The organism is Pseudoalteromonas sp. MM17-2, from assembly GCF_022347945.1.
GTDB classification, from domain to species: Bacteria; Pseudomonadota; Gammaproteobacteria; order Enterobacterales; family Alteromonadaceae; genus Pseudoalteromonas; species Pseudoalteromonas ruthenica.
Genome location: NZ_JAKRFV010000026.1, coordinates 18,754 through 41,767, shown reverse-complemented (window position 1 = coordinate 41,767; position 23,014 = coordinate 18,754). Strand labels below are relative to the sequence as shown.

Below are 23,014 nucleotides of genomic sequence, written 5' to 3'. Positions count from 1 at the left end.
AAAGTTTAACACTTTGAGCTTACTCAACATCGGCAGCTCCCCTCCCTTTTTTGCCTTGCCCCCTTGCCTGAAGACCTTTTCACACAAGAAGTTAATCGGTTTATCGGGTATGATTTAGCGAAGTTTTCTCCAAATATCTTACGCCACTTTTCTATGGATCGTTCCATATCACCTTCAGAATATGCATCGTTAATCCAATCGTTGTACGTCTTAATTTGGAACTTAAAATTCTGAAACTTTTGCTCGTTCCAATGGCGGTTAAAGCTTTCTTCTTCATCAACTGGATTAGTCACAATCGGCATCGAATCACGCTGTTCAAGCCACTGATTAAGCTTATTAAACAAGCTCTTAAAAGAAGTAGGTAAATCTTTATACTTATCTCTACCGAAAACCTCATCCCACAAGGAAATTCTTGTAGCCAACAATGTAGTTAGTAAAATTGATTTTGCCGAAAAGGTTTGCTTATGATCTCTAAGGTATTTAGCCAAACGGATCGACTTAATTAAGTTATTATTTTTAGTAACAGAATTTTTCCCTGCTACCCAATCGCTAAACTCTTCACTTGAGCAAGATTCGAACTCATTGGTTTGCCTATTGCAGACATAATTTTGGTGGCCAATGATTAACGGCTTACGAACACATGGAACAATATCAATATGAAACTCGCCAGCATAATTAAGTTTTAAACAGCGGGTTTGTCGTGACACTTTGCCACTATATTGATTTGAAGCCTGAAACAACTCATATAATGCCTGGATATAATCTCTAGGTTCCCATCCTTTTATCGGTTTCAAATAAACGACAACATCTGCGTCAAATACGGCTTTCTTTTTAGTCGGTTTTATTATCGTTTTCTGGGCATAGCTTCCCTGAGGAATGGCGTTAATATACGCAGTTTTAAAACTCACGCTTTGTTTGATGACCCCCGTAATAGTGCTCACTCGTTGCTCTAATGCATTAATCCGACTTTGATTTAAACAAACCTCTGTGCTCATGAATTCATTGAAATATTTAATCAGTTTCATGCTACTACCTCATAGTCAGAAATCGAGCCACTGCGAAGGAGAACAGACCAAGGGTGTTTACGTTCAGATAGTTCTGGGTTGAAGTGATGGAATAGCAGCTTAGGTAAATGCCCTTGATTTAAGGAAGCGCCGAGTCTAAAAACGAAAGAAGATTGAGCGGCCACAAAGAAGTTTATACACTGTAGCTCTGGGTAATTAGGTATAATTTCATTATTAATGAAACATAGAATGTCTAAAGCAAATCTCTCTTGTTTCCTGTTACTACAAATTTGGTCATAACCATACTTCCCTGATTCAAGCTTCACACCATAAGAATTGGAATCCGGAAAATCTCGATACACAGATTCGTAACTGATTGGTAAGCTCAATGAAATAATAATACTGACGGATTTCAAATTCTTTTTTGATGTTCTTAAGTCAACAAAGACTAACTGTTCCCCATCATCAAACTCATCATTGAAATGCCACTTCTTATTCCGACGGTCCCAGTCGGCAACATGTATATTCTGCATATTGCCAAGAATATGTCCTGCCGCTGCCACCATAGGGACTGGAGCGACACCAGCATATACAAGGTGCTTTTTACCATTGTTCAGTGAACTCCCGCTATCTTTTATGACTTCGGGTATTTGACAAATTTTTCTCAGCTGCTCTTCAAGCGAATTAACATTCTCCGTTTTGTGACTACCAGCATAATCAATATTAAGTGGTTGAGGTTTAATCTTTTTCAAAGGCTTTGGTAATTCACTTTGAACATCACCAATATTGTGATTCACCAACCCCATGTGATGAATTTTTAGAAGCTGTGAATCTTCAGCGACTTTATACTCTCTCCATGATGCGTAAGCTGCAAAAACAACTCCGACACCTAGTGTAAAAATCAAAAACCCATCACTTAAGGTACTTGGATTTAAAGAAAAATTGATAAAGTCAGTTTTCACAGATAGATTTAAATTAGTTACTCCTAGCGCTGCTAAAGACCAAGAGATCATAAACTTACCTAGAGCCATGAGGCTTGGTCGTTTAATGAGTTCTATATACCACTTGAGAAAACTAAAAACCAAATGTGCTATTTTCACTATCAAAGTTCCCTTCTTTGTTCATAAGATTCCGCCACATTTGGATGTTCGCCACCTCCATACCATTCATTTGTTGCCAACCACCCATTGAAATAGATCAGCCAAAGTGAAGCCCAAGGCACTACCGTATCGCTCAAAAACTTATTTCTATTCCACTCTCCGGAGCCAGGAAGAAACAGACATAGTTTTATTTTATCTTGGGTGAAAGTGTAGATATGGGGGGGAGTCTCCCCACTGGTTATTTCGTACAAATTAGGAGAAATGACAAATACACTTGGTGCGGAATTCAATTTGTAAGTCACTTTAATTCTGTATGTACCGTACGGATCACCGAGCCGCAAGTCACAATACCAAATTAACTGATGCTGCTTTACCTCTCCTTTCCCGTGGGGGTACCTTCTTTTCAGACTAAGTAATTGTTGATGTAATGTTTTATGGCAAATCTCTATTCTACTCATTCATGAGCCCCAAAAAATGTATTAGCTTTCACAGGGGTACATGTAGCGAAGGTTGTAACCGCACCACTACTTTTGACAAATAAGTTTTGTTGCTCACGGTTGTGATTTATCACTTCATAATGTTTGGCGATAGCAGTTTTTGATGGTGATTCACCAAGCAACTCTTCTAGCCTAGCCTTTATAAACTGTAGCGACTTAACTGTTGAAAGTTCGCGAAGCTTAGCCATTATGTCACAGTGCCAAAATCGAAACGCTTCTATTCTTTGAGGATCCAAGTTCCATTTTTCAGCAAAGTTTTCATACTGATTTTTGGGATTAGGCACCCATAGTTCTATGCGATTTCCATAAACTCTTCTCTCGATGTACTCTGGCATTCTTTCAACAACAGTCAGCAAAACCTCTAACTCATTATCAAAGACATTATTTGTTACGATATCCTGATAAACTTTTGCCGCTAACGTTGTAATAATGATTGAGATGGGAGCTTTTCCATTAAGCTGAGGAGTAGCTGAAAAAAGTAGGTCTCGGTGACGTTTCATTATTTGAACAGAACGCCTCAATATTCCTTTAAACTGGCTATGTTCCGGCAGTTCTTCAATGCTCTCATTACTCACAGCTTCAGTTAAAATTGCCCGATCCATATAGCCTTTATAGTGAGGCATCAACTCAGCAATAGAATCAAAATAATTGGCATATCCTTTTGGATTGGATGCTTTCCACTCCTGCAATTTTTTGTCAGGCACAGATATCGCGTACGCTTCATTTGCATTATTTTGATCAGGAATACTCGGTGTAATATCGAGGTGAAAGTCATCGGCATAGTCAACCCTACACCCCCTGTTTAATTCTGAGACTAAATCTTTAAAGTGGCCATTTTCCTTGAGCCTCTGTACAACGTTTTGTCTGCAAATATCAGGGTGTATATCAACCGCATTTGGCAGGTAGCAAATAAAATCCAAGTCAAACTCATTCTGTGATAATGGCTTCACCGTAGTGCCAATCCTTTGGCTACCTTGTGGATATATTTCCGCAGACTTAAATATAGGAGAGTCACTTTCTGAGAGCCACTTTCCAACAGCTTTATAGCGACGTTCTGCTAGCTCCCTTTTCGTCGGGGATGGTTCTAGCGATGCACATGCATACTCTATCAGCTCTGTAAGTAATGACTTCTGAGCTCTCGATAAGGAGTCAAAACTTTCTCTATATAATTCCGCTTTCATTTGATACTCCTCTGTTACATGTACATGTCTTCTCTAGCCATTTGTTCGATAACGAATCAACCCTGGTTAAATTGAATACTACAGTATCATGATGATACGATCAACAGATTTTTATGATCGCTTGACTGTTTCCTTAAAGTCCAACCTTGAAATCAATGTTGTATACAGCGTAGCACTATGATATTTATAAAGGAAAATAAAAGTGGGAGTAGTTTTACGATGATCAGTCTCAGGCACTTACCATCAGCACAAGTCTCAAGATTAACGTATATAGAGTTTTGCTTACGGTTTTTAGGTAGTTTCTCTCGAGCGGATCTCGTTAAGAAATTTGGAATTGGAACAGCTGCCGCTAGTAGAGATATAGCGGAATATAAGAAGCTAATGCCAAACAATATCTCAGATACATCTAGCTCTAAAAATTACGTACTTAGCGAGCAATGGGAGCCCTTATTCAACTTCAAATCCTCAGAAGTCTTGGCTCAACTTACAGGTAGAGAAATTCAAAGCTTCTCTCATTCGTATATTTCCAATGAAATCCTCGATATTATTGATGAACCTGATTTAAACATTGTCACTGAAATAACAAAAACAATTCTTTCACAAAGAGTTATAGAAACAGAATATTTCTCCAACTCTAGTGGGATCAGTACTAAGACGTTAGTTCCACATTCATACATGTACAATGGCTCCAGGTGGCATGTACGGGCATTTGATAGAAACAAGAATAGATTTGGTGACTTCGTCATATCTCGATTTCTGAGTGCAAAAATAATCGAAAAAGAAGCACCAAATACACTTGAACGGAAAGCAGAGGATATTCAATGGAATAGAATCATTGATCTTGAAATAATTCCTCACCCCAGCTTGGAGGACACCCGAGGTGTGATTAATGAATTCAACATGGTTGAGGGTGTTTTAAAGAAAAGGATTAGAGCATCATCAGCTGGTTATTTTTTAAAAAGCCTCTATGTCGATTGTGCACGAGTACCCACAGAAGATAAACATTTCCGATTGAGACTAAAAAACAGACTATCTTTATACGGGGTCGAAGGACTAAACATGGCGCCATATTTCGACGGCTTTGAGGAGGAATAATAGTTGACTTCCTAGAAATACACCTTTCCGAGAGCTAATGAAAACACCCCAGCATTTGCTGGGGTGTTTCAAAGTTAGCCCTGCCTTTTCGGCAGTTAAAAGTAACATGTTGTGATTGATTACTTCCTGGCCTGATTTCAGCTGCCTACTCGGCAGTTCACTCTAAAGCGCGCTCTGGTTAACCTTTCACAAAATTTTCAGCTGCCTACTCGGCAGTTCACAATAAAGGTTAGTCAATATATTCATTACATACAAAGGATTAAGCTTAAAAACTCAATTTCACCTTCTCATCAGCGCTGCTCTGAATACATTGATTTAAAATGACTAATTTCGATTAACTAATTAAAAGGCCAGAAAGGCTCGGTACTGTACCGAGGTGATGTTCGTTTGTGGCAAAACCGTATTTATTAAATCCACCCGCTGTACCAGAACATTCCCGCCGCTGGATATGTAATACAAACTCATTGTTATTGCTTTTACTTGTGATCGGTATTGAGTGAAAATGCTCTATTTCTGTGGGCTCAAATTCATAAATCGGGTTGTACTCTTCCCCTCGGGCTTCAGCTCTTAGCTTTGCCCTTACCATTCTTCTGCGTCTTTCGCCGACAAAGGCTTTGGATATGGACTGGTTGCGCACGAACTGAATTTCATCGGCCAGCTCCGGAACTGTTCTAATCTCAGATAATTTAAACAGGCCATCATGGCTCATCATCTGAAAGTAATTTTGCTGCCGCAGTGTCTGTAAATGGCTCTCGTTCTCGGAAACAAACGCGATTTGATTACCTACAGTCTCCTCGTTCCATTTGGGAAAACTCACACCTATTCCATCAAGTTCAAATCTGCTTAAATAGCCATGCAAAATGCCAATACACCTGCCAGCAAGCAGCGAGTAATCGCAATTGATTGGGAGATAGGTGACCGTGAAATAGCTGCGCTTCATCCTTTAGACCTTTGGAATAAACCACCTTTCAACAGGATCGATGCCAGATAGTGAATGTGCTTAGACTCTTCATCATCTTCCAGACCATCCCTCTCCATATGCCTGATATAAACAGCGACCTTTGGAAGTAGAGAGTAAAAATCCAAACCATTCTTTGGCGTTCTATGCGCAACTAATACCTGCTTGTCTGCACCGTATTCGTGAATACGCAAACGCTTGAGATCTTCTGTGTACCAGTCGTCTATGGTTTGAATTGCAGCGCCAACTTTTTGCGCATTCAAACTTGCAACTTGTTTACCATCCACCTGAGTGTAGGCTAGTTGCTTGGATGACATTCCTTGTTCAACATTGTCTACAAACTTCTGACTGGGGTGGATCTCCTGGCAAAAGGCCGTTTTAATTCTGCTGGTAATGTCCAAATAGCAATAGGCCTGAGGATTAGCCAAACCATTTTCAATAGCCTCGGTCAAGGTTGCTAATGCAGCCTCATCGTTTCCCCAAACGCCATTCCATTTTAACCTTTGAGCACCCTCAATCACGATTGGTTCTGAGTGTTCCGTGAGCACTTCAACATCAAAGCCCGGTGATTGCTTATTACGCCATAACCAATTTCCCATCAGTATGTTTTTCGCATAACGTGAGGCTAATTCTTTAAAACCACCATGCTCCTTGTAGGTCTCGACAAAGCGCTTCAGCCAATAGCTCACTTTACGGTCATCGCAAACGTATGGTTCAACACTGTTCGCCTCTACCCGCAGAGAAAAACGACAAAAAATCTCATTCACAGTCGGTGGCACATAGCATACGTCTATGGTCTGTGGATTCCCAAAAGCTAGATCTTGGGGTGCAAGGCTTTTGGGTTCTCCGAGCTTTTGATATGCATCGGTAAAACCGGATTTCTGCCCAATCAGTTTATTCTGCTCTATCTGCAATGGTTCGAAGTCGGATTCGGAAGTTTTATAAAAAAATACGGCCTTGCCCGGAGACAAGGAACGCGTATAACTTAGGTGTCGCGGGAGTCGCATTGAGTGTACTCAAACTTGGCTTTTTTCATAAGCATAGACGTTTTCTCGACTCCTATTACCCAGAAGGCATTATGAAAGAATGCCTTTGCTCCTCCCATGCGTGTAGTAATTGGGTTAACGCATTCTAATAAACCAATTGCGGGCTCAACATAACAATGCTTAGATCCTAACGCCTCTTTCCTCTGGGTCGGCTGTTCCAGTGACGCAAACCCTAACCCAGCGGGCCGTTGATTTGGATCTGCGTCTAGTAATTCCACCATGTCTTCGAACGTTCTCACCTGGTGTTTTGAAGGATAAAGCCAACAACCTCTCGACGGCAGCAAACTCAGTTCTCCAAAAAGCTGAGTTGGACTGGTGAATGCCTGGCACCACTCGACGGTTTCATACAGCGATGGCGGGTGCATGGTGCCGCCAGCAAAAGAGGTAGGGAAAGCTGCCTTAAACATATTGTCGGTTAATTGAGTCCGAGTGCTCTCGTGAGGCACAAAAAGCCGAAATACCAAATCAATCGTCATATCACATTTGGGCTTATCAACTATCCCCGGTCTTTTTGCCGAGGTAATTCCTTGGTTAGTTTTAAGCTGATTCTGCTCAGGCAATGGCTTGCCGGTATGTAATTGATAGCTGTGTAAGAATATAGCCGAACCAATACACTCGATAGAAGGGTCAACAATAGACTGAAGCTTGCGCTGAAATTTATTTGCAACTCCCGCCAATGCGGTTAACGAAGGAATACCCTGCAAATACGGGTTAGGCATCCCCTCAGCATCGAATATGCGAAGCCCCTTGCAGTAAACATACATAACCTGAGAATCGACCAAGGTTTCTTCTAGAGCTTCCTTGTACGTTAGCACATATCTCAGCTGATGTTTTAATACCGGCATTAACTCAGGGTGGTATGCAAATTTCTTCAATGAAGCTTGGGTAGATAATTGCTCATTCAGCCTACCACTCAGCTCACTAACTATGCCGGTATTATTCGGCGCTAAATTCTCTACGAGCGACTTCAGAGGCTCTGGCACAAGAGTGTGGTTTCCATTATTTTGAAACCCGATAATTTTGTCTAACCACTGCATCAAGGTACTTCGCAATTGACGTATCGCAGCAACATGGGTTAACCGTTTTTGCCTCAGAGTGTTATAAACTGGTCTGCCAGTCAAAACGGTAAGTGCGGTTTTAAAGCTTTTGCTTGTAAGTACCTTATGATTGAATAGTCTTTCGTTCGGGTCTTTTTCAATATACTCCCCTAAGCTGCTCTTTCGCGACGTTGCAGGAAAATACCTGAGCACACGTACATTACCACCTAAGGAACTTGGTAAATCACCGACATTTGCAGGTCGTGTATGTTCAACCACTCCCCAATTCACCGCTTTATCCCGAGCCAGTTGCTGAACCCTGGCCAGCATTGTATGGCTCACCACAGGAGAAACACTCAGGTATTCTTTTCCATAGGGCATCATCAATTGAGGGGTGAACTCGCTGACCTCGCCTGGCAAGTCAGTGGCAAATAATAACTCTTTTATCTTCGTAGCTAATGCCATTACGGACTTTTTGGTTAAACCCAAGTTTCTCATCGCTTCTACCCAAGCGGTTTGTTCGTCAATCAAGACACTGGCTAGATTATTTACTTCGCCTTGCCACTGGAATGAGGTCAAAAACAGTTTTGCATGATTAATCTCAGCGCTGTTATGTGACCAACCCAATAGCTTAGGCAAAGAAGCACTGGTTACCGCGGGGATATCCTTATCGATCACTTGTGCAATCAAGCGTTGGTGACTGACTCGAATATCGGGATATTTCAGGTTATGGGTATGAAACCATTTCACCTCACTGATACACTTCGCCATCAGTTCTGTGTCTTTTAGAACACTTTTCGCTGCATTGATGCTTGTCAGGTCAATCTGTTCATTGCGCTTATAAACTAAGTTGATGAGCACAGCAGCTATCTGCTGTTCATATCCGTCGACCACAACGGATGGAGCATAGGGAGCAAATAGTTTTCGCAGTGCATCAGATTTTTCACGCACAGATTTGAGCGCCAACGCTTCAGCTAAGTCCATAATTCACCATGGCGTGATAAATTGATTTTTGAAGTCACCGACATAACGCCCTTGCGATTGCGCCAATTCAACTACCTGACGCAGATAGAAAATGCACCTATCTGGCTGCAAACGTTCGTTCTTGTTCAATCTCTCGCTACAAGTTAATTGCCCCTCTTGATATAGCCTAAACACCTGTTCCAAAGTCGTACCAACCAAAGTTGCGGCATCCAAACTATTTAACAGCAGGTCTGCGATGTTCGGGTGTTTTTGTTTTGGGTTCTTTTCAACCAAATCACAGAGAAAATCAAGTAATGAATCAACGATAACATTCGTTCTTAAGACGTTGGGCGCAGCTACTTTACTAACTTTGATCACATCACCAAAAACACTATTAAATTTTGTGTGGTTAAATGGCCTTAGCTGCTTTTCTCGTGCCCTAGATGCCTTTTCATCTAGCTCAGAGAAAAAGTTATCAGGCCATTGGTTAAAATATTTGATGAAAGCCTCATTGAAGTTAGCCTGCTCTATGTCATGGCCGTACTGGCAAGCAAACCATGTCAACTTACCCACCAAGCGGTGCGCATCCGCACCGCTGAGCCCTTCACTAACCGCTATGTCCGCTTCACTTGCAGGAGCCATAGTCTTTAGCTTAGCACCACAGCTGCACTGTGAGAACTGCTCAGACGCTCTGTAATCGATTAGTTCGCCACACTCAGCACAGTGAGACTGTAATTGCACTTTGTGCTTGTGACAGGCCTTGTAGGGCTTTAAATGCCAATAATAGGGAAAGTAACTCTCTTCCTTTAAACACTCTGAGCAAATTGGAACATAGTTTCCTCTTAGAAGCATTCTGGGTATAAGAAGTTGGTCGCGAATAAGGGCGGTCAAATGCCCAAACTGAGTATTGCTTCGCAGCCAGGATAAGCGAATAAGTTCAAGCGATGCCAGAGCAGCCCACTGCGCAACGAGCTTGAACGCCCTGACGCGAAAACGGCTTGATTGGCTGGCGTGGTGTAGATTGGCAGTCTTAAGATCTAGCGGAAATGCCCCTTCCAACTCATGGTCACACTCAACCAAGCTCTGCCAAATAATATCGGCTAGCTCATGGTAGTCGGCATAAGCGTTGTCTCGCGTTAAGCGTAGTAAGTAGCTTTCTAGGGCTTCATCCTTGAAAGGCTTAGTTTGAACTAAGAAATGCATTCCGAACCTAAACTAAGTTAATCTTAGTTTAGGTTTAGTCGAAAGATGTTGGATTTGCTAAATTTTTTATTTGGATTGTTCTACTGTTGTGTGACGCTTTTGAACTTCCTCGAGCATTTCAGCCTGATCTTCTATAGACAACTTGCTAATCGCGCACAAAAGCTCGGCTAGTGTATCCTCTTCACAGTAAAAATATGCGACAGGCACGTTTAGCTTTTCAGCTATACGTTTCATCGTTAAAAAGTCGGGCGAATGTTTGCCCTTTTCGTACTGGTTCATTCTTGCGCTTGCAGTATTTGGCTCCATTCCCAAAGCGATCCCCAGTTGCTGCTGGGTAAAGCCAGCTGCTTTGCGGGCCGCTTTCAGGCGAGCGGGTGTTGGCGTATCCATTTGAACCTTAGCTACTAATTTCAGTAGCTAAGATTCTCTTAGTATATCAGACGGAAGTGTACTAAGGATATTTTAGTAAATATATCTTACTACAAGTTAACCCTAATTCAATTTCCAGGAGACTAGTGTTTATAACATAATTGATGTAGTTTTATGCGTCTGAAATATAAATGCAATTACGAAAGCTAAAGATTCATAAAGAGGTGTCAACATGACTGAGAATTTATCCAATGAAAGGATTCAAAGGGTGAGTAAATACTTAAAAAACCTCTTTCTTGATCCTAATAACTATAGATTCATAGATCATGAAAAACATGAACAGGTATCAGAAGAAAAAGTAACTGATACCAGAGTACAAAAAGCCGCAAGGTTGTTCATTGAAGGTAAGAACCGAGAGAATATAAGAGACCTCATCGCAAGCCTGAAAGCAAATGGCTTTCTAGAAGTAGATGTCATTCAAGTCCAGGATTTAGGTGATAACAGATTTAAAGTCCTTGAAGGTAACAGACGTGTTGCTGCTTTAAAATGTCTTCAAGAGGATTATGATTCAGGACTACCAATAGGCAATTTGGATCCTGCAATTTTTAAAAAAGTTCCCTTCGAAATTCATGAGTTTGACGATAGGGACAAGCACCTCATATTAATGGGGTTAAAACACATAAGCGGTAATAAAAAGTGGGCCACATTTAATCAAGCCACGCTAATATATGATTATTTGAAACCCTATCAACCACAAAGCAGTGAAAGCTATGTCCAGAAAGAAGAGCAACTCGTCGGCTCTTTAGGGATTACCAAGCATAAACTTAGAGCCATGCAAAGAGTTTATAATTTAATCCTAGAATATCAAAAAAGTGATTACTCAGATCAATTTGAAAGCACCATGTATGGCCTATTTGAGGAAATCATTAAAAAACCTACAATTCGGGCTTGGTTAGATTGGGATGATGATAATTACTACCCAAGAAACAGAGCAAATCTCGACCGAATATTTTCTTGGATATCTAAAACCGAGGAAAGAATACATGACGACGATGAGCTCGATGATTTTGATGATCCATATGAAGAATTTGAACCAATAATAACTAAATCCCTAGAGATTAGGGACCTGTCCTTATTCATTAATAACGAACAAGCCTTATCTGTTATGGAGGAAGAGCGTAGCCTCGCACAAGGGTTAATGGCTAGTGGAACTAAGGATAAACAAAACTATTCTCAAGCACTATCTAAATTAAAAGACAACATAACATCCTTAAAGTCTTATCAAAATTTAATTTCTAGCGAAGATTTTGACCAGCTAAAAGAAGCTAAAGAGCAGCTATATCAGTTATTACCTAAACAACAGCTTGTCGATATTGAAGAGGGTAATTTTTCAGTCGCATTCGAATACTCAATATCACAACACTTTTCTGAAATATCGGTAGAGTCATATAAAGGAATATCCGGATTAAAACTAGATAGCTTAAATCGAATTAACATTTTTGCTGGGATGAACAACAGTGGTAAAACATCACTTTTAGAAGCGATTTATTTATTGTCTATCCAGAATGATATTAGCTCCTTTTTTAAGCTCGCAGCTTTGAAAAACAAAGTACTCAAATTAAGTACATCATGGCTAAACCAAGAATTAAATTCGAGTATCAAGGTGTCGGGAAAGTTTAACAACTGTAAAACTCAGGTTGAGTTTAGTAAGTTTGAGGCTGGTAATATTGATAAACGCGAAGACTATATAGCTTCGTACTCTCTCATTTCAACTATTGATCAATCTTCATTACCCAATACCGTGCATACTTACGCACACTCTCCATTAATTAGAGAGAACGAGAGAGTTGTTAAGCTATGTAATTCTGTTTTTAAAAGTCCTTACTTTTATGATCCTGAAGATGTGATGAAGGAACACACTAGAGCTGTAGAGGTAAAGGTTAAAGGCCGGAGTTTAATAAATATTATTGTTAATTTTTTGAAGGAAATCGACTCAAACATCCAAAATATTAGATTAGTCGAACATGATGAAATCAGAAGATTTATCGTGGAGTCTTCTGAGCTTTCAGATAAAGATTTAGACATAACTAACTATGGCGAAGGCCTTCAAAGAATATGGTACATAGCACTCAGTTTTGCCGCTTGTAGTAATGGTATTATCTGTATCGATGAGTTTGAAACAGCGATACATTATTCACTACTAATTAAATTTACCAAATTTACCCAAGAGCTTGCTGAAGAGTTTAATGTACAGGTATTTCTGACCTCTCACTCTAAAGAGTGCATTGATGCATTTCTTCTAAATGAATACTGTAATGAATCCATATCTGGCTTTTTACTGGAAAAAAATGGCAAAGAGATGTCGAAAAAGCAAGTTGACGGAATAAGGCTGTTACAGCTCATAGAAAGTATTGATTTGGATATAAGGGGAGCAACTCATGGATAGAGTAATTGTAGTACTGTGTGAGGGACAACATGATATAGCTTTTGTAAGCAGAGTATTGAAAGCTCACCATTTCGTTCCGTATAACAAAAAAGTAAAGGATTTTCATAAGCCACTAGGAAAACTTTTTGAGAATATTTTAAAACAAAAAGACATCGCGGATAAGAAACTGGGTTTTCAGTCAGATTACAAACTTCCCTCGGTTGCATTAGATAACGGAAATAGCCTCATATTATTTCACAACATGGGGGGAGATGAGCGGCAAGACGAACGTGCAGAAGTTTTAGATATGTACCGAATGCTTTCTGGCAATGATGATTTCAGCAATCTTGATTTCATCTTCCGTTTTATTACTTTATTCGATGCTGATGATCTAGGCATTTCTCACAGGCTGACTCACTTGACTCAAGAACTAGGTCTAAACTCTGTACTATCGCAAGGCCAAATTTTTTATGATGGTCAATTTGAATATGGGGCTTATATTTTTCACAGCGGTGAGGAAGTAGGGACTTTGGAGGACGTATTATTAGACATGATAGAAAAGAGTGAAGAGGAAATCATCAATAACTCAGAAGACTTTATCCAAAGCAATTTAATTGACGCTGCCAGAACCAGAGAATACGTTTGTACACCTGCAAGTAAAAAATACAAAGGCTCAGGAAAATTCAAACATAAGAAGTCGAAACTATCTATTGCAGGACAGCTACAATTTTCTGGTATGAACAATAGTGTTTTTATCGCAAATACAGACTTTCTCACTTACGAAGAATTAACAACTAATGTCCATTGCGTCGACATAGTAGGTCTATTTCAATAGATTTACTTCCTGAGCAACTGAGCTATTGGCATCTTCTCCGTAAACCGCGTTGGATTATGCGCCTCATTATCCGAGCTACTGTCGGTGTGATATACCGAGTAGCTCTCTACCTCACAGGCCGTGATCTCATCCACCGATAGTTTAAACGGGTCTTCTATGCCTGGGTAAAATACTTCAAATGCGGCGCTGAGATGCTGCTTGGTTAATGTTTCTGAACCGCATATAAGGGCTTGCCTTACAGCTTCATTCAGAAAATGCTTTAAGGTGCGGAAACAGCCTTTCGATACCGCAAACAAGGCATAGACAATATCTTGCTGTTGTATAAGAGGCTTCTCACGAAACGGCATACGTGCGGCCAAGCCCATCAACACTCGGACAAACAGCGTTACATCTTTAGAGAGCTTAAAGTAAGGAATAAAGCGCCGTATCATCAAACGCGATGACCACTGAGGCTCCTGGCCTATCTGTTCAGCCCATGGCATACCTACCAAAACTATCGGAATCCCCGCCTCTTCGTTCAGGAATTTGAGCCTATTTGCAATTTCGTTGCGCTTTTTCCCTTGGTTAGATTCCACTAGTTCCTGAAATTCATTAATAATAATGAGCTCAGTGCCACACGATTTTAAATTAGCAATTAATGAATCAGTAAGATTGGCATCATTGTGTTTTAACTTCCTTTTTGCAGCTCCTACCTGACCAAGATCGCTAATTAGCTGCGCTATAGTTGATTCCAACGTTGGACGACTGGGAATGCGAGAAACCAGTATGGGGTGATGATAGACACCATCTATGTGACATGCCGGATGTTTGTTTTTGTAATAGTTAATTACAGAAGATTTGCCACAACCTGTGTCACCCGTTAGCAACATACATTGCTTCTCGCCGGTAAGTTTTTGACCCGCCCTTAAGCGTTCAAAGTCATTGAGGATTGTCGTCATTAATGGGTATTCAATGAATACATCAATAAACTCATTTAGGCGCTGCGTTTGTATCTCTGAGAGCATAGTCAAAAGCCCTCTAAATCTGACACGAAGTCGTCCCAATCACCTTTATTCTGCTCTTCCCCTGTTTCTACTTTGTCAGGTAGCTTTTTAGTGGGTGGACTAGGCTTCACCGATACAAGATTGTCACTGGCGACATTTTGATATTTGGCCAAAGCCTTACCGCCCCTTACTTTGGGTTTTCGCATCAAGTTGGCTAGCAATTCAACTTCGCTTTGAATTTTTTCGTGGATCAGCATCCTCGCCCTGGCTAGAGCAGCAACATCCATATGAGAACCGATAAAATCACGCTGTAAGCGAACATTGACCTTATGTTGGTGTAGACTCAAGCCCACTGTATAACCGTTAGGATCGATACATGGCACTTCAATGTAGTGATCTAACTCAGGTAAAAAGGCATAAACCATAGAAAGGTCTTCCGGATTCACCTTCAACATCAGTTTTACTGAAGCCTTGGGACTAAAGCGCTTTCTGTAATCAGCAAGTTCGTTACTGTCGTAACGTAAATTTTCAAAATGAATACCGCCCTTACGAATATGCCGCCATACGCTCATCCCAAGTACTATTTCCAGACGCTGAGTATCATCACTGGATAGTGGTGCTGGCGGGAGCTGCTCGTACCCCTTATCCCACTCAACAGCAGGAATATAGTTAAAACGGCTATCTGCCTGTTGGTGATAAATGTCTACAATCCAGTGATGGAAGACTTCTATAAACGCACTAAAGCGCATGATGGCGTCTTTTTTTGGATCATAGCCCTCCTTTTTTAAGATATTTGAAAAGGTTTTTCCTGGAATAGGATCTAATAGCTGAGTGTTTATTACTCCAAAAATTCGCTCCACGAATGGCTTAAGCCACGGCTTACCCACCGGATTGTACTGTAAGTTAATGCCGAGTTGTGCACAAGCCGACTCAAAACTCTCTCCCCAGAATTCAATACCATTATCTACCACTAAGGTTTCAATCTTTCCGCAACAAGGCCAATCGTGGGTTATATCCGGATACTTCTGTTTAACCCAGTTCTTGGGTTTCATTGCGTTTAGCATCGCCCGCCGAATTGCATCGTAACTAGGGTCATTGAAACCAAGATAAAACCCGACAACACAATGGCTATAGACATCAATTAAGATGGTTAGAGTTGGCCGTCCTAGCGGTATTTGTAACTCATCATCCAATAGAATTAAGTCTAATGGAGTGTGATCTACCTCTACCCTCTCTAACACTCGTGTCGGTCTCTTGTGGCTCTCTACTTTGTTGTAGGCTAAATCTGCGATACGTTTACCATAGCGGGCTCGTAATACTTCATAATGTGGTAATTTATCTATACGGTTCTTAAACGCCTTATACGTTAAAGGCCTTAAATCTTCACCTATTACTTTCTCGTTCTCTATTAACACTAAGTCTTTGTAATATTGATAGGCTGAGCTAACAGAAGGCCTTTCTTTCACCAAAAATCGTTCAAGCGCTTTTTCAAAGAACTTGTCTGTGTCTGTTCTCTGTGTTCTTTTCCCTTTTTTTAGATGTTTGGGGATAAGTGCAAATATGGATTCATCAGATTCAGAATAAGATTTAAACCAACGCGCGGCAGTGCGCCAGGTCGGTTTGTCTGCACCTTCGAATTTAGGCATTTCTTTAATTAAGGGCTCGAGATTTCTCTCGGTCCAACCCCCCACTAATCGCTTTCTGAGCCACCGAATATATTTTAACCTAGCGTATGTTGTCTGCTGTATTTGTTGCGGGTAAGCACTAAGGTCTTTCTCAGCTTTGGTGCTTTTTGGTGCTTCTACTTGGGGTATCGGATGTTGGAATTCATCGTCAAACAACCCCAGACTTTTACTGTTCATCTGAGGCCCAAATTACAGAGTCTAATGAAAGTGCATCTGCAGTGAGATCTGTTGCCAACTGCCCGATGCATAACAGCCTTGCAACGATGGATAAAACCTCTCCGGCAGAAACCTTTAGGTAATTCACAAGCTGCGCGACCTTCACTAACCCAGTGCTTTTCACTAACCCAACAACAACCGTATGTAATTCGGTCAATGCCTGGAAACCCGAGTAACGATGTAATAGCTTCAGATTATCTAAAACAGGAAATACTCGAATTTGCTTATCTGTCACCAATATAAGCTCAATACCCAGCTGCTTTGATGCCAATTGCTTCTGCTCAAAGCGTAGCCGAAACCCATCCTTAGCAAGCTCTTTTACCGGCTTTATCTCGATATACTTTTGCGTGCCATCGCTGTGAGTTAATAGAAAATCAGGTGTATATGGGCAGGTACGGCCTTCAAAGTCGTATTTAAAACCAAGAGGCTGAGCCTCGAATGCAACAATCGCAGGGGAATATTCGAAGTGGAAACAAGCATCGAACTCTAATGCCGATTCTACGAGACAGGTCGCCTTGTTCTTTTGACTGGCGAACTTAAAAAGGTTTTTTACTCTGGAGTGTTTGAGTTTACGTCGGTACATAGCCGTTTTCTTTTTTTAGCGCACTGACTAAAAAATAGGCTATGACAACTTATTGTTCAAATTTATGTCAACTTATACTTCAAATATGTCAACTTATACTTCAAACAACAAAGGGGGGAATTTGGGTGGCAGCCTTACCAGCCACATCTCGGCACACACGTCACACGCTGTGGCTGCTCCCTTCCGGGCCTGACCAGATTCACCTGCTAGTGTTGCGAGAGGACCAATAAGGCTACCATTGAGGGCCTTCGTTGGGCGCAGGAGGGATTATCGCGACTTTACTACTGGGATTCAAGGAAAATCCTACTATTTACTACCAACTGCCTAGTAACTGACCATTTCGCAGTAATACGCATCACTTTAGCCCTGCTCTACTTTGTAACTCGCTAAACCAACGTAAGGCAACAAGCTTTCGCTTACACATTTTGGAAACAAAAGTGTACACATTTTAACCTTGATTACGTTTTAACACATTAAATTACCCGTCAAGGCATTGAGCAACTTGGATAAATTTAATATTTATTTAATTTTAAATTAATAATTTTTACTTTTATTTTACATTAGTACCCATTTTGACTAGATTAGAATCGCTCGCTTTGGAGAAGTTTGCAGGATCAAACGAGTATTAGCGGTGCTCAGCACCACCCATTCGGGAAAACTAATCGGGAGCAAACAATGAATAAACCTCAAGGATTTATGCTATCAACCTTATCAATAGCCGTGTCACTGGCAGCAATTTTGCCCGCAACGAGTATTGCGGCGCAAAAAACCTACCTAAGTGAACAAAATCAAATTAAAGATATTATGATGGCAAAGTCGACTGCCGTTTCAGCCTCCCCCACTGCAACGGTACTCGGCCTTGATACTCAGGATGGTATCAGTGTTGTAAAGCAGTACAACAGCCAAAACGGCGATAAAACGTTTCGCTATCAGCAAATGCACAAAGGCATTCCTGTTATCGGCGATCATGCCATTCTAACTTACAACAAAGATGATCAGCTTATTCGTGCCCATGGCGCCGTGGTCAATAACATCGCTGCCGACGTCCCCTCGGTAAACGCCAAGGTAAGTAAGAAGCAAGTAGGCAAACTAGTGCGCGCCATGCATCGTAAAATGCATCAAGGCAAAGCAGCGCCTGCCATCGAGAATGAGCAATCTCGCTTAGTCATTTGGTTAGACGATGCGAACAAAGCGCACCTTGCTTATGAGGTGACCTACAACAGTTATGGTGATACCCCGTCGCGTCCCTACATGATTATCGACGCCAAAAGCGGTAATGTATTGCATCAGTTCGACAATTTACAGCATGCTGATGCCACCGGCCCGGGCGGCAACCAGAAAACCGGTCAATACAATTACGGAACCGACTACGGCTATTTAGATGTGAGCCAATCTGGCAGCACCTGTACCATGGAAAACGCCAATGTGCGCACCATTAACCTCAACAATGGTACTAGCGGTTCAACAGCGTACAGCTTTACCTGCCCAGAAAATACCTACCAGCAAGTAAATGGCGCCTATTCACCGCTTAATGATGCCCATTACTTTGGCAACGTAGTGTTTAACATGTACAACGACTGGGTTGGTACTGCGCCATTGTCATTCCAGTTACGTATGCGCGTGCACTATGGCAATAACTATGAAAATGCGTTTTGGGATGGCCAAGCGATGACCTTCGGTGACGGCGCCACAACCTTTTACCCATTAGTTAGCCTCGATGTGTCTGCACACGAAGTCAGCCACGGCTTTACCGAACAAAATTCCGGATTGATTTATTCTGGTAAATCAGGCGGCTTAAATGAAGCGTTCTCCGATATGGCTGGTGAAGCTGCGGAAGCTTACATGCTAGGTAGTAATGATTGGCTCGTCGGTGAGCAAATCTTCAAAGGTAATGGTGCGTTACGTTACATGGCTAACCCGCCACAAGACGGCCGCTCCATTGGTAATCAATCAGATTACTACTCAGGCATGGATGTGCATTACAGCTCAGGGGTGTACAACAAGGCCTTCTATTTATTGGCAACCACCAGCGGCTGGGATACACAAAAGGCCTTTAAGACCATGGCACGTGCTAACCAGCTTTATTGGACAGCGAGCACCAACTGGGACTTAGCAGGTAACGGTGTTATGGATGCCGCGTGCGATCTTGGTTATGAACCTAATGATGTTAAAGCAGCCTTAGCAGCTGTAGGGGTAACATCAAGCCTCAGCGCGGGTAGTGACTGTGGTTCAACTCCGCCAACACCTGATGAAGAAATCACCAACGGTGTGCCTCGCACAGGTATTTCCGGTGCGGCGAAAGAGCAAATGTTCTTCGTTATGAATGTGCCCGCAGGTGCTACGAATCTCACCTTTAACACCTCAGGTGGCTCAGGTGATGCTGATTTATACGTGAAATACGGTTCACGTCCAACGCTTAACGATTACGATTGTAACAGCACGTCATCAACCAGTACTGAGTCATGTGCAATTAGCCCCGTTCAAGGCGGCGAGTACTATGTCATGGTCGAAGCGTGGAACCAGATCAGTAATGTGACCTTAGAAGGTAACTATGACGATGGTAGCACGGGGCCAACGCCAATCGACCGCACCGAGAGCAACATCAGTGTTAACCAAGGCGGCTGGGCTCGTTTTAGCCAAGACATTGGCAGTGGCTACAGTAACCTCACGGTAACCATTAGCGGCGGTAGTGGCGATGCGGATCTGTATGTCAACTTTAGCTCGCAATCAACCACCAGCGACTGGGATTGTCGTCCATATCGCAATGGCAACTCAGAAACTTGTACCTTTAGCAATCCGCAAGCAGGTACATGGCATATGGATTTACGTGGCTACCGCGCAGCTAGTGGTGTCACCCTGTCCATCCAAGCAGACTAAATCATTCTCCCTGAGTAGGGGCCAGCTACTGGCCCCTTTTTCGTTTAAGGACCCATCTTATGAAATATTCTTACCTCGCCATCGGTGCGGCGCTTGCTTGCGCTACGAACAGCGCCTTAGCGGCACCGGAAAAGGCATGGATCACGGTCGAGGCCCATGCCATGGCGCACTATCAAAAACAGCAAAAAACACAGTGGCAAAGCGCTGCAACGCAATCAATCGCTGGCACAGCAGTTGATGTTATCGCTATAGATCCTAAGCATATACATCGGCTAAGCGATTTTATGCACCATGAATACAAACGCTGTGGCGGCTTTATTTATCATGAATCTGAGCAAGCGGCGAAAGCCTACTTGCAACAGGCTCAAGTCAATAACACGCTAACAGTTGCTACTGTTAATTACAGCATCGACAACCCCGCTGCAGCCCAGGCGCTGCTGGCTGAGCTGAGCACCACTCGTCTAGATAACACCGTAAGTACTCTAGCAGCATTTCATAACCGTTATTATTCACAGCAAAGCGGTGTCGATGCAGCAGATTGGTTACGCACCCACTGGCAACAAATCGCCAGTAGTCGCAGTGATATCACCGTGCAAAGTTACAACCATAGCTGGGCCCAAGATTCGGTGGTGGTGACAATCGCCGGACAAGAGTTAAGTGATGAAGTGGTGATCATTGGCGGTCACTTAGACTCGATTAATCAATCATCACCCAGCCAAGGTCGTGCTCCGGGAGCTGATGATAATGCCAGCGGCATTGCAGTATTAACCGAAACCCTGCGAGCGGTCGTCGACAGTGACTTTAAGCCTAAACGGACCATCAAAATTATGGGCTTTGCGGCCGAAGAAGTGGGACTTAGAGGCTCCGGCGCTATAGCTCGTGATTACAAAAGCCAAGGCATCAATGTGGTGGGCATGGCGCAATTTGATATGACCGGTAATAACGGCTCAGCTGAAGATATTGTATTGATGACCGATTATACCAATAGCGGCCAGAATCAATTTATGGCAAACCTTGCCAGCACTTATCTTAGTGACCTGGTTATTGGCTATGATCAATGTGGTTACGGATGCTCGGATCATGCCTCTTGGCATAACCAAGGCTTTGCCGCCTCGATGCCGTTTGAATCAAAAATGAGTGATATCAACTACCGAATTCACACCAGTAGTGATGACCAGTTTGATGCCAGTCATGCCATCAACTTTGCACGCTTGGCCAGTGTTTATCTCGCTGAGCTTGCGAAAAGCGCTGGCTCTGCACCGCCACCACCGAGTGACAACGAGCTCACTAATGGTGTGGTTGAATCTGGTCTTAGCGCTGGCGCTAAGGAACAGCTACTTTACACCATGGATGTACCCAGCGATGCCACTGATCTTAACTTTAATACCTATGGCGGCAGCGGTGATGCTGATTTATACGTGCAATTTGGCACGCCACCGACACTCAGTAGCTATGATTGTAAAAGCACCACGGCATCAAGCACAGAAAGCTGCAGCTTTAGCACGCCACAAACAGGGACTTACTACGTGATGGTTGAGGCTTGGAATGCCATTTCCGGTGTCAATCTGGTCGGTGAGTATCAAACAGGTTCAACCGGTCCAACGCCCATTAATCGTAGCGAAGGGCCGATTTCTGTCGCGTCTTCTCAATGGCAACGCTTTGAGCAGCCTCTTACTAGCGGCTATTCGCAATTACAGGTGAGTATATCCGGCGGTAGCGGCGATGCCGATCTGTATTTAAACCTTGGCTCTCCGTCGAGTCAGTCGCAATGGCAATGCCGTCCATACAAAAATGGTAACAATGAAACCTGTACCATTAGCAACCCGCAAAGTGGAACTTGGTACATTGATTTGTACGGCTATAATAGCGCCACGGGTGTAAATTTATCGATCACCGCCAATTAGTAATAATAAAGGGGCCCGTTGGCCCCCTTTTTTCAAGAAAGTTGAATTAATCCAATTCTGCGCGCAGCTTCTTCAACACCGCTTTTACCTTCTCAACATTCTCTGGCCCCATGCGTAATAGCTGCTTCTGAGCGGGTGGTAAATTCTCCCATTCGGAATAAGCATACTTGTAGGTGACTGAATCTCGTAATAGGGGGACCTGAGTAGTCATTTCGGGAGTCTCTAAAAGCAAGTCAATCGACTGCTTTAAGCGCGCCTCAAAACTATTGTTAGGATCGCCAACTTCACCATAGGCCTGTTCAATCAGTGGTTCATATTGTTCATACAGTGCCACCAACTGATCGGTATTCATCGAGGTCAAAATACCAACATAGGGGTCATAGCGCTCAAAGCTCTTCGGATCCATCGTCAGCACATCGCCTTCTTCCACGGTGAAAGGCTGCTCGAGTTTTTCCACTGGCGAGTGGTTTGTGGCCACACGCCCCTCGGCGAGATTATTGACAAACACCACAGTGCGGCGGATCAAGTCGTCATTGACCAGCAAATTAGCGCTGGATTGAGCCAGTGATTGCTGCAAGCTGGCGCTAACCATCTCATCGCTATCGTCCAAGGCCGGCAACTCGGGTTGCGGCTCGGGCTGTTCGTCTTCACGAGACTGTGGACGCTGTTGCTGCTCATCGGGGTTGCTCACGTCTGTGGTTGTCGGCGCGGCTTGGGGTTTATTTTCAGGTTCGGGCTCTGCAACAGGCTGAGGTTTGTCTTCCACTGGCAACTGCGCAGGCTCAGGGGTGGCCTCAAGTGGTAAGGGCTGTTGAGATTGTTTGCTGACGACAAAAATTACCACCACAGCCAGCACCACTAACACCACCAATGCTAGGATGATGTTGTTACGGCTGGGTCCGCGTTTACTCTCATGTTCGGTAGGTTGTTCACTCATAAAGGCTCCGTTATGAAAAAGTCAAAATCGCCAATCTTCAAAAAGTAATCTGCCCTAATTGCTGCGAGCATACTCGCCGTTGAGCATATCTTTTTATTTTAGAATCTTTTACATTA

The 23,014-nt window shown here is 42.6% G+C and carries 18 protein-coding genes and 1 other RNA gene; 5 read left to right on the top strand and 14 right to left on the bottom strand.

Annotated features, from left to right (window positions below; all coding sequences use genetic code 11):
* Positions 1–23: 23 nt before the first annotated feature.
* The 4 genes from MHM93_RS17340 to MHM93_RS17325 are packed head-to-tail and all read right to left on the bottom strand — an operon-like array spanning position 24 to position 3,782.
* Positions 24–1,025, bottom strand: coding sequence for a cyclic GMP-AMP synthase DncV-like nucleotidyltransferase (locus MHM93_RS17340; RefSeq protein WP_239449990.1), 1,002 nt, complete (start codon positions 1,023–1,025; stop codon positions 24–26).
* The gene (locus MHM93_RS17335) at positions 1,022–2,104 is read right to left on the bottom strand and encodes an SAVED domain-containing protein (RefSeq protein WP_239449989.1); all 1,083 of its coding nucleotides are present in this window, start codon (positions 2,102–2,104) and stop codon (positions 1,022–1,024) included. Before MHM93_RS17335 ends, MHM93_RS17340 begins: the two co-directional genes overlap by 4 nt.
* Positions 2,105–2,106: 2 nt before the next feature.
* Entirely contained in the window at positions 2,107–2,562 is a 456-nt protein-coding gene (locus MHM93_RS17330) for a hypothetical protein (RefSeq protein WP_239449988.1), read from the bottom strand.
* Positions 2,559–3,782, bottom strand: a complete 1,224-nt coding sequence (locus tag MHM93_RS17325; protein WP_239449987.1) for a nucleotidyltransferase — start codon at positions 3,780–3,782, stop codon at positions 2,559–2,561. Before MHM93_RS17325 ends, MHM93_RS17330 begins: the two co-directional genes overlap by 4 nt.
* Before the next feature lie 219 nt (positions 3,783–4,001).
* On the opposite strand from MHM93_RS17325, the gene MHM93_RS17320 reads away from it, so the two are divergent.
* Positions 4,002–4,877, top strand: coding sequence for a WYL domain-containing protein (locus MHM93_RS17320; protein WP_239449985.1), 876 nt, complete (start codon positions 4,002–4,004; stop codon positions 4,875–4,877).
* Between the two features lie 334 nt (positions 4,878–5,211).
* Here the strand turns inward: MHM93_RS17320 and cas6f are convergent, their stop codons facing one another.
* The 5 genes from cas6f to MHM93_RS17295 form a co-directional block, all read right to left on the bottom strand.
* Positions 5,212–5,817, bottom strand: a complete 606-nt coding sequence (cas6f, locus tag MHM93_RS17315; protein ID WP_239449983.1) for a type I-F CRISPR-associated endoribonuclease Cas6/Csy4 — start codon at positions 5,815–5,817, stop codon at positions 5,212–5,214.
* Complete coding sequence (csy3, locus tag MHM93_RS17310; protein WP_239449981.1) at positions 5,814–6,806, bottom strand: type I-F CRISPR-associated protein Csy3; 993 nt, start codon at positions 6,804–6,806, stop codon at positions 5,814–5,816. The genes cas6f and csy3 overlap by 4 nt, the downstream gene beginning before the upstream one ends.
* Positions 6,807–6,820: 14 nt before the next feature.
* Entirely contained in the window at positions 6,821–8,902 is a 2,082-nt protein-coding gene (locus MHM93_RS17305; protein ID WP_239449980.1) for a type I-F CRISPR-associated protein Csy2, read from the bottom strand.
* A gap of 3 nt (positions 8,903–8,905) precedes the next feature.
* Positions 8,906–10,084: a TniQ family protein gene (locus MHM93_RS17300; RefSeq protein ID WP_239449979.1), complete on the bottom strand. Its 1,179-nt coding sequence runs from the start codon at positions 10,082–10,084 to the stop codon at positions 8,906–8,908.
* Positions 10,085–10,150: 66 nt separating this feature from the next.
* Positions 10,151–10,474, bottom strand: coding sequence for a helix-turn-helix transcriptional regulator (locus MHM93_RS17295; RefSeq protein ID WP_239449978.1), 324 nt, complete (start codon positions 10,472–10,474; stop codon positions 10,151–10,153).
* A gap of 211 nt (positions 10,475–10,685) precedes the next feature.
* Here MHM93_RS17295 and MHM93_RS17290 point away from each other — a divergent pair, with 211 nt between their 5' ends.
* Together MHM93_RS17290 and MHM93_RS17285 are read left to right on the top strand one after the other, a co-directional pair.
* The gene (locus MHM93_RS17290) at positions 10,686–12,899 is read left to right on the top strand and encodes an AAA family ATPase (protein WP_239449977.1); all 2,214 of its coding nucleotides are present in this window, start codon (positions 10,686–10,688) and stop codon (positions 12,897–12,899) included.
* Positions 12,892–13,713 carry a DUF3226 domain-containing protein gene (locus MHM93_RS17285; RefSeq protein ID WP_239449976.1) on the top strand — a complete coding sequence of 274 codons (822 nt, stop codon included), beginning with the start codon at positions 12,892–12,894 and terminating at the stop codon, positions 13,711–13,713. Before MHM93_RS17290 ends, MHM93_RS17285 begins: the two co-directional genes overlap by 8 nt.
* 2 nt (positions 13,714–13,715) lie before the next feature.
* On the opposite strand, the gene MHM93_RS17280 is transcribed toward MHM93_RS17285, so the two are convergent.
* The 4 genes from MHM93_RS17280 to ffs form a co-directional block, all read right to left on the bottom strand.
* On the bottom strand, positions 13,716–14,717 hold the full coding sequence (locus tag MHM93_RS17280) for a TniB family NTP-binding protein (RefSeq protein WP_239449975.1): 1,002 nt from the start codon (positions 14,715–14,717) through the stop codon (positions 13,716–13,718).
* A 2-nt stretch (positions 14,718–14,719) separates the two neighbouring features.
* Positions 14,720–16,558 (bottom strand): transposase family protein, encoded by a 1,839-nt coding sequence (locus MHM93_RS17275; RefSeq protein WP_239449974.1) that lies wholly within the window; start codon positions 16,556–16,558, stop codon positions 14,720–14,722.
* A complete protein-coding gene (locus tag MHM93_RS17270; RefSeq protein ID WP_239449973.1) occupies positions 16,548–17,180 on the bottom strand; it encodes a TnsA endonuclease N-terminal domain-containing protein in 633 nt (210 codons plus the stop codon). The genes MHM93_RS17275 and MHM93_RS17270 overlap by 11 nt, the downstream gene beginning before the upstream one ends.
* Before the next feature lie 132 nt (positions 17,181–17,312).
* Positions 17,313–17,409: signal recognition particle sRNA small type (gene ffs, locus MHM93_RS17265), an RNA gene on the bottom strand.
* Positions 17,410–17,876: 467 nt separating this feature from the next.
* On the opposite strand from ffs, the gene MHM93_RS17260 reads away from it, so the two are divergent.
* Together MHM93_RS17260 and MHM93_RS17255 are read left to right on the top strand one after the other, a co-directional pair.
* Positions 17,877–20,057: a M4 family metallopeptidase gene (locus tag MHM93_RS17260; protein ID WP_239450003.1), complete on the top strand. Its 2,181-nt coding sequence runs from the start codon at positions 17,877–17,879 to the stop codon at positions 20,055–20,057.
* 59 nt (positions 20,058–20,116) lie between these two features.
* The gene (locus tag MHM93_RS17255; RefSeq protein ID WP_239449972.1) at positions 20,117–21,961 is read left to right on the top strand and encodes a M20/M25/M40 family metallo-hydrolase; all 1,845 of its coding nucleotides are present in this window, start codon (positions 20,117–20,119) and stop codon (positions 21,959–21,961) included.
* A 46-nt stretch (positions 21,962–22,007) separates the two neighbouring features.
* Here the strand turns inward: MHM93_RS17255 and MHM93_RS17250 are convergent, their stop codons facing one another.
* Positions 22,008–22,898 (bottom strand): DUF3014 domain-containing protein, encoded by an 891-nt coding sequence (locus MHM93_RS17250; RefSeq protein WP_239449971.1) that lies wholly within the window; start codon positions 22,896–22,898, stop codon positions 22,008–22,010.
* Between the last annotated feature and the right edge of the window lie 116 nt (positions 22,899–23,014).

Bases quoted from the DNA above. Each gene is read 5' to 3' on its own strand.
- MHM93_RS17340 (WP_239449990.1), bottom strand. From the start codon at position 1,025: ATGAAACTGATTAAATATTTCAATGAATTCATGAGCACAGAGGTTTGT.
- MHM93_RS17330 (WP_239449988.1), bottom strand. From the start codon at position 2,562: ATGAGTAGAATAGAGATTTGCCATAAAACATTACATCAACAATTACTT.
- MHM93_RS17325 (WP_239449987.1), bottom strand. From the start codon at position 3,782: ATGAAAGCGGAATTATATAGAGAAAGTTTTGACTCCTTATCGAGAGCT.
- MHM93_RS17320 (WP_239449985.1), top strand. From the start codon at position 4,002: ATGATCAGTCTCAGGCACTTACCATCAGCACAAGTCTCAAGATTAACG.
- cas6f (WP_239449983.1), bottom strand. From the start codon at position 5,817: ATGAAGCGCAGCTATTTCACGGTCACCTATCTCCCAATCAATTGCGAT.
- MHM93_RS17305 (WP_239449980.1), bottom strand. From the start codon at position 8,902: ATGGACTTAGCTGAAGCGTTGGCGCTCAAATCTGTGCGTGAAAAATCT.
- MHM93_RS17300 (WP_239449979.1), bottom strand. From the start codon at position 10,084: ATGCATTTCTTAGTTCAAACTAAGCCTTTCAAGGATGAAGCCCTAGAA.
- MHM93_RS17295 (WP_239449978.1), bottom strand. From the start codon at position 10,474: ATGGATACGCCAACACCCGCTCGCCTGAAAGCGGCCCGCAAAGCAGCT.
- MHM93_RS17290 (WP_239449977.1), top strand. From the start codon at position 10,686: ATGACTGAGAATTTATCCAATGAAAGGATTCAAAGGGTGAGTAAATAC.
- MHM93_RS17285 (WP_239449976.1), top strand. From the start codon at position 12,892: ATGGATAGAGTAATTGTAGTACTGTGTGAGGGACAACATGATATAGCT.
- MHM93_RS17280 (WP_239449975.1), bottom strand. From the start codon at position 14,717: ATGCTCTCAGAGATACAAACGCAGCGCCTAAATGAGTTTATTGATGTA.
- MHM93_RS17275 (WP_239449974.1), bottom strand. From the start codon at position 16,558: ATGAACAGTAAAAGTCTGGGGTTGTTTGACGATGAATTCCAACATCCG.
- MHM93_RS17270 (WP_239449973.1), bottom strand. From the start codon at position 17,180: ATGTACCGACGTAAACTCAAACACTCCAGAGTAAAAAACCTTTTTAAG.
- MHM93_RS17260 (WP_239450003.1), top strand. From the start codon at position 17,877: ATGCTATCAACCTTATCAATAGCCGTGTCACTGGCAGCAATTTTGCCC.
- MHM93_RS17255 (WP_239449972.1), top strand. From the start codon at position 20,117: ATGAAATATTCTTACCTCGCCATCGGTGCGGCGCTTGCTTGCGCTACG.
- MHM93_RS17250 (WP_239449971.1), bottom strand. From the start codon at position 22,898: ATGAGTGAACAACCTACCGAACATGAGAGTAAACGCGGACCCAGCCGT.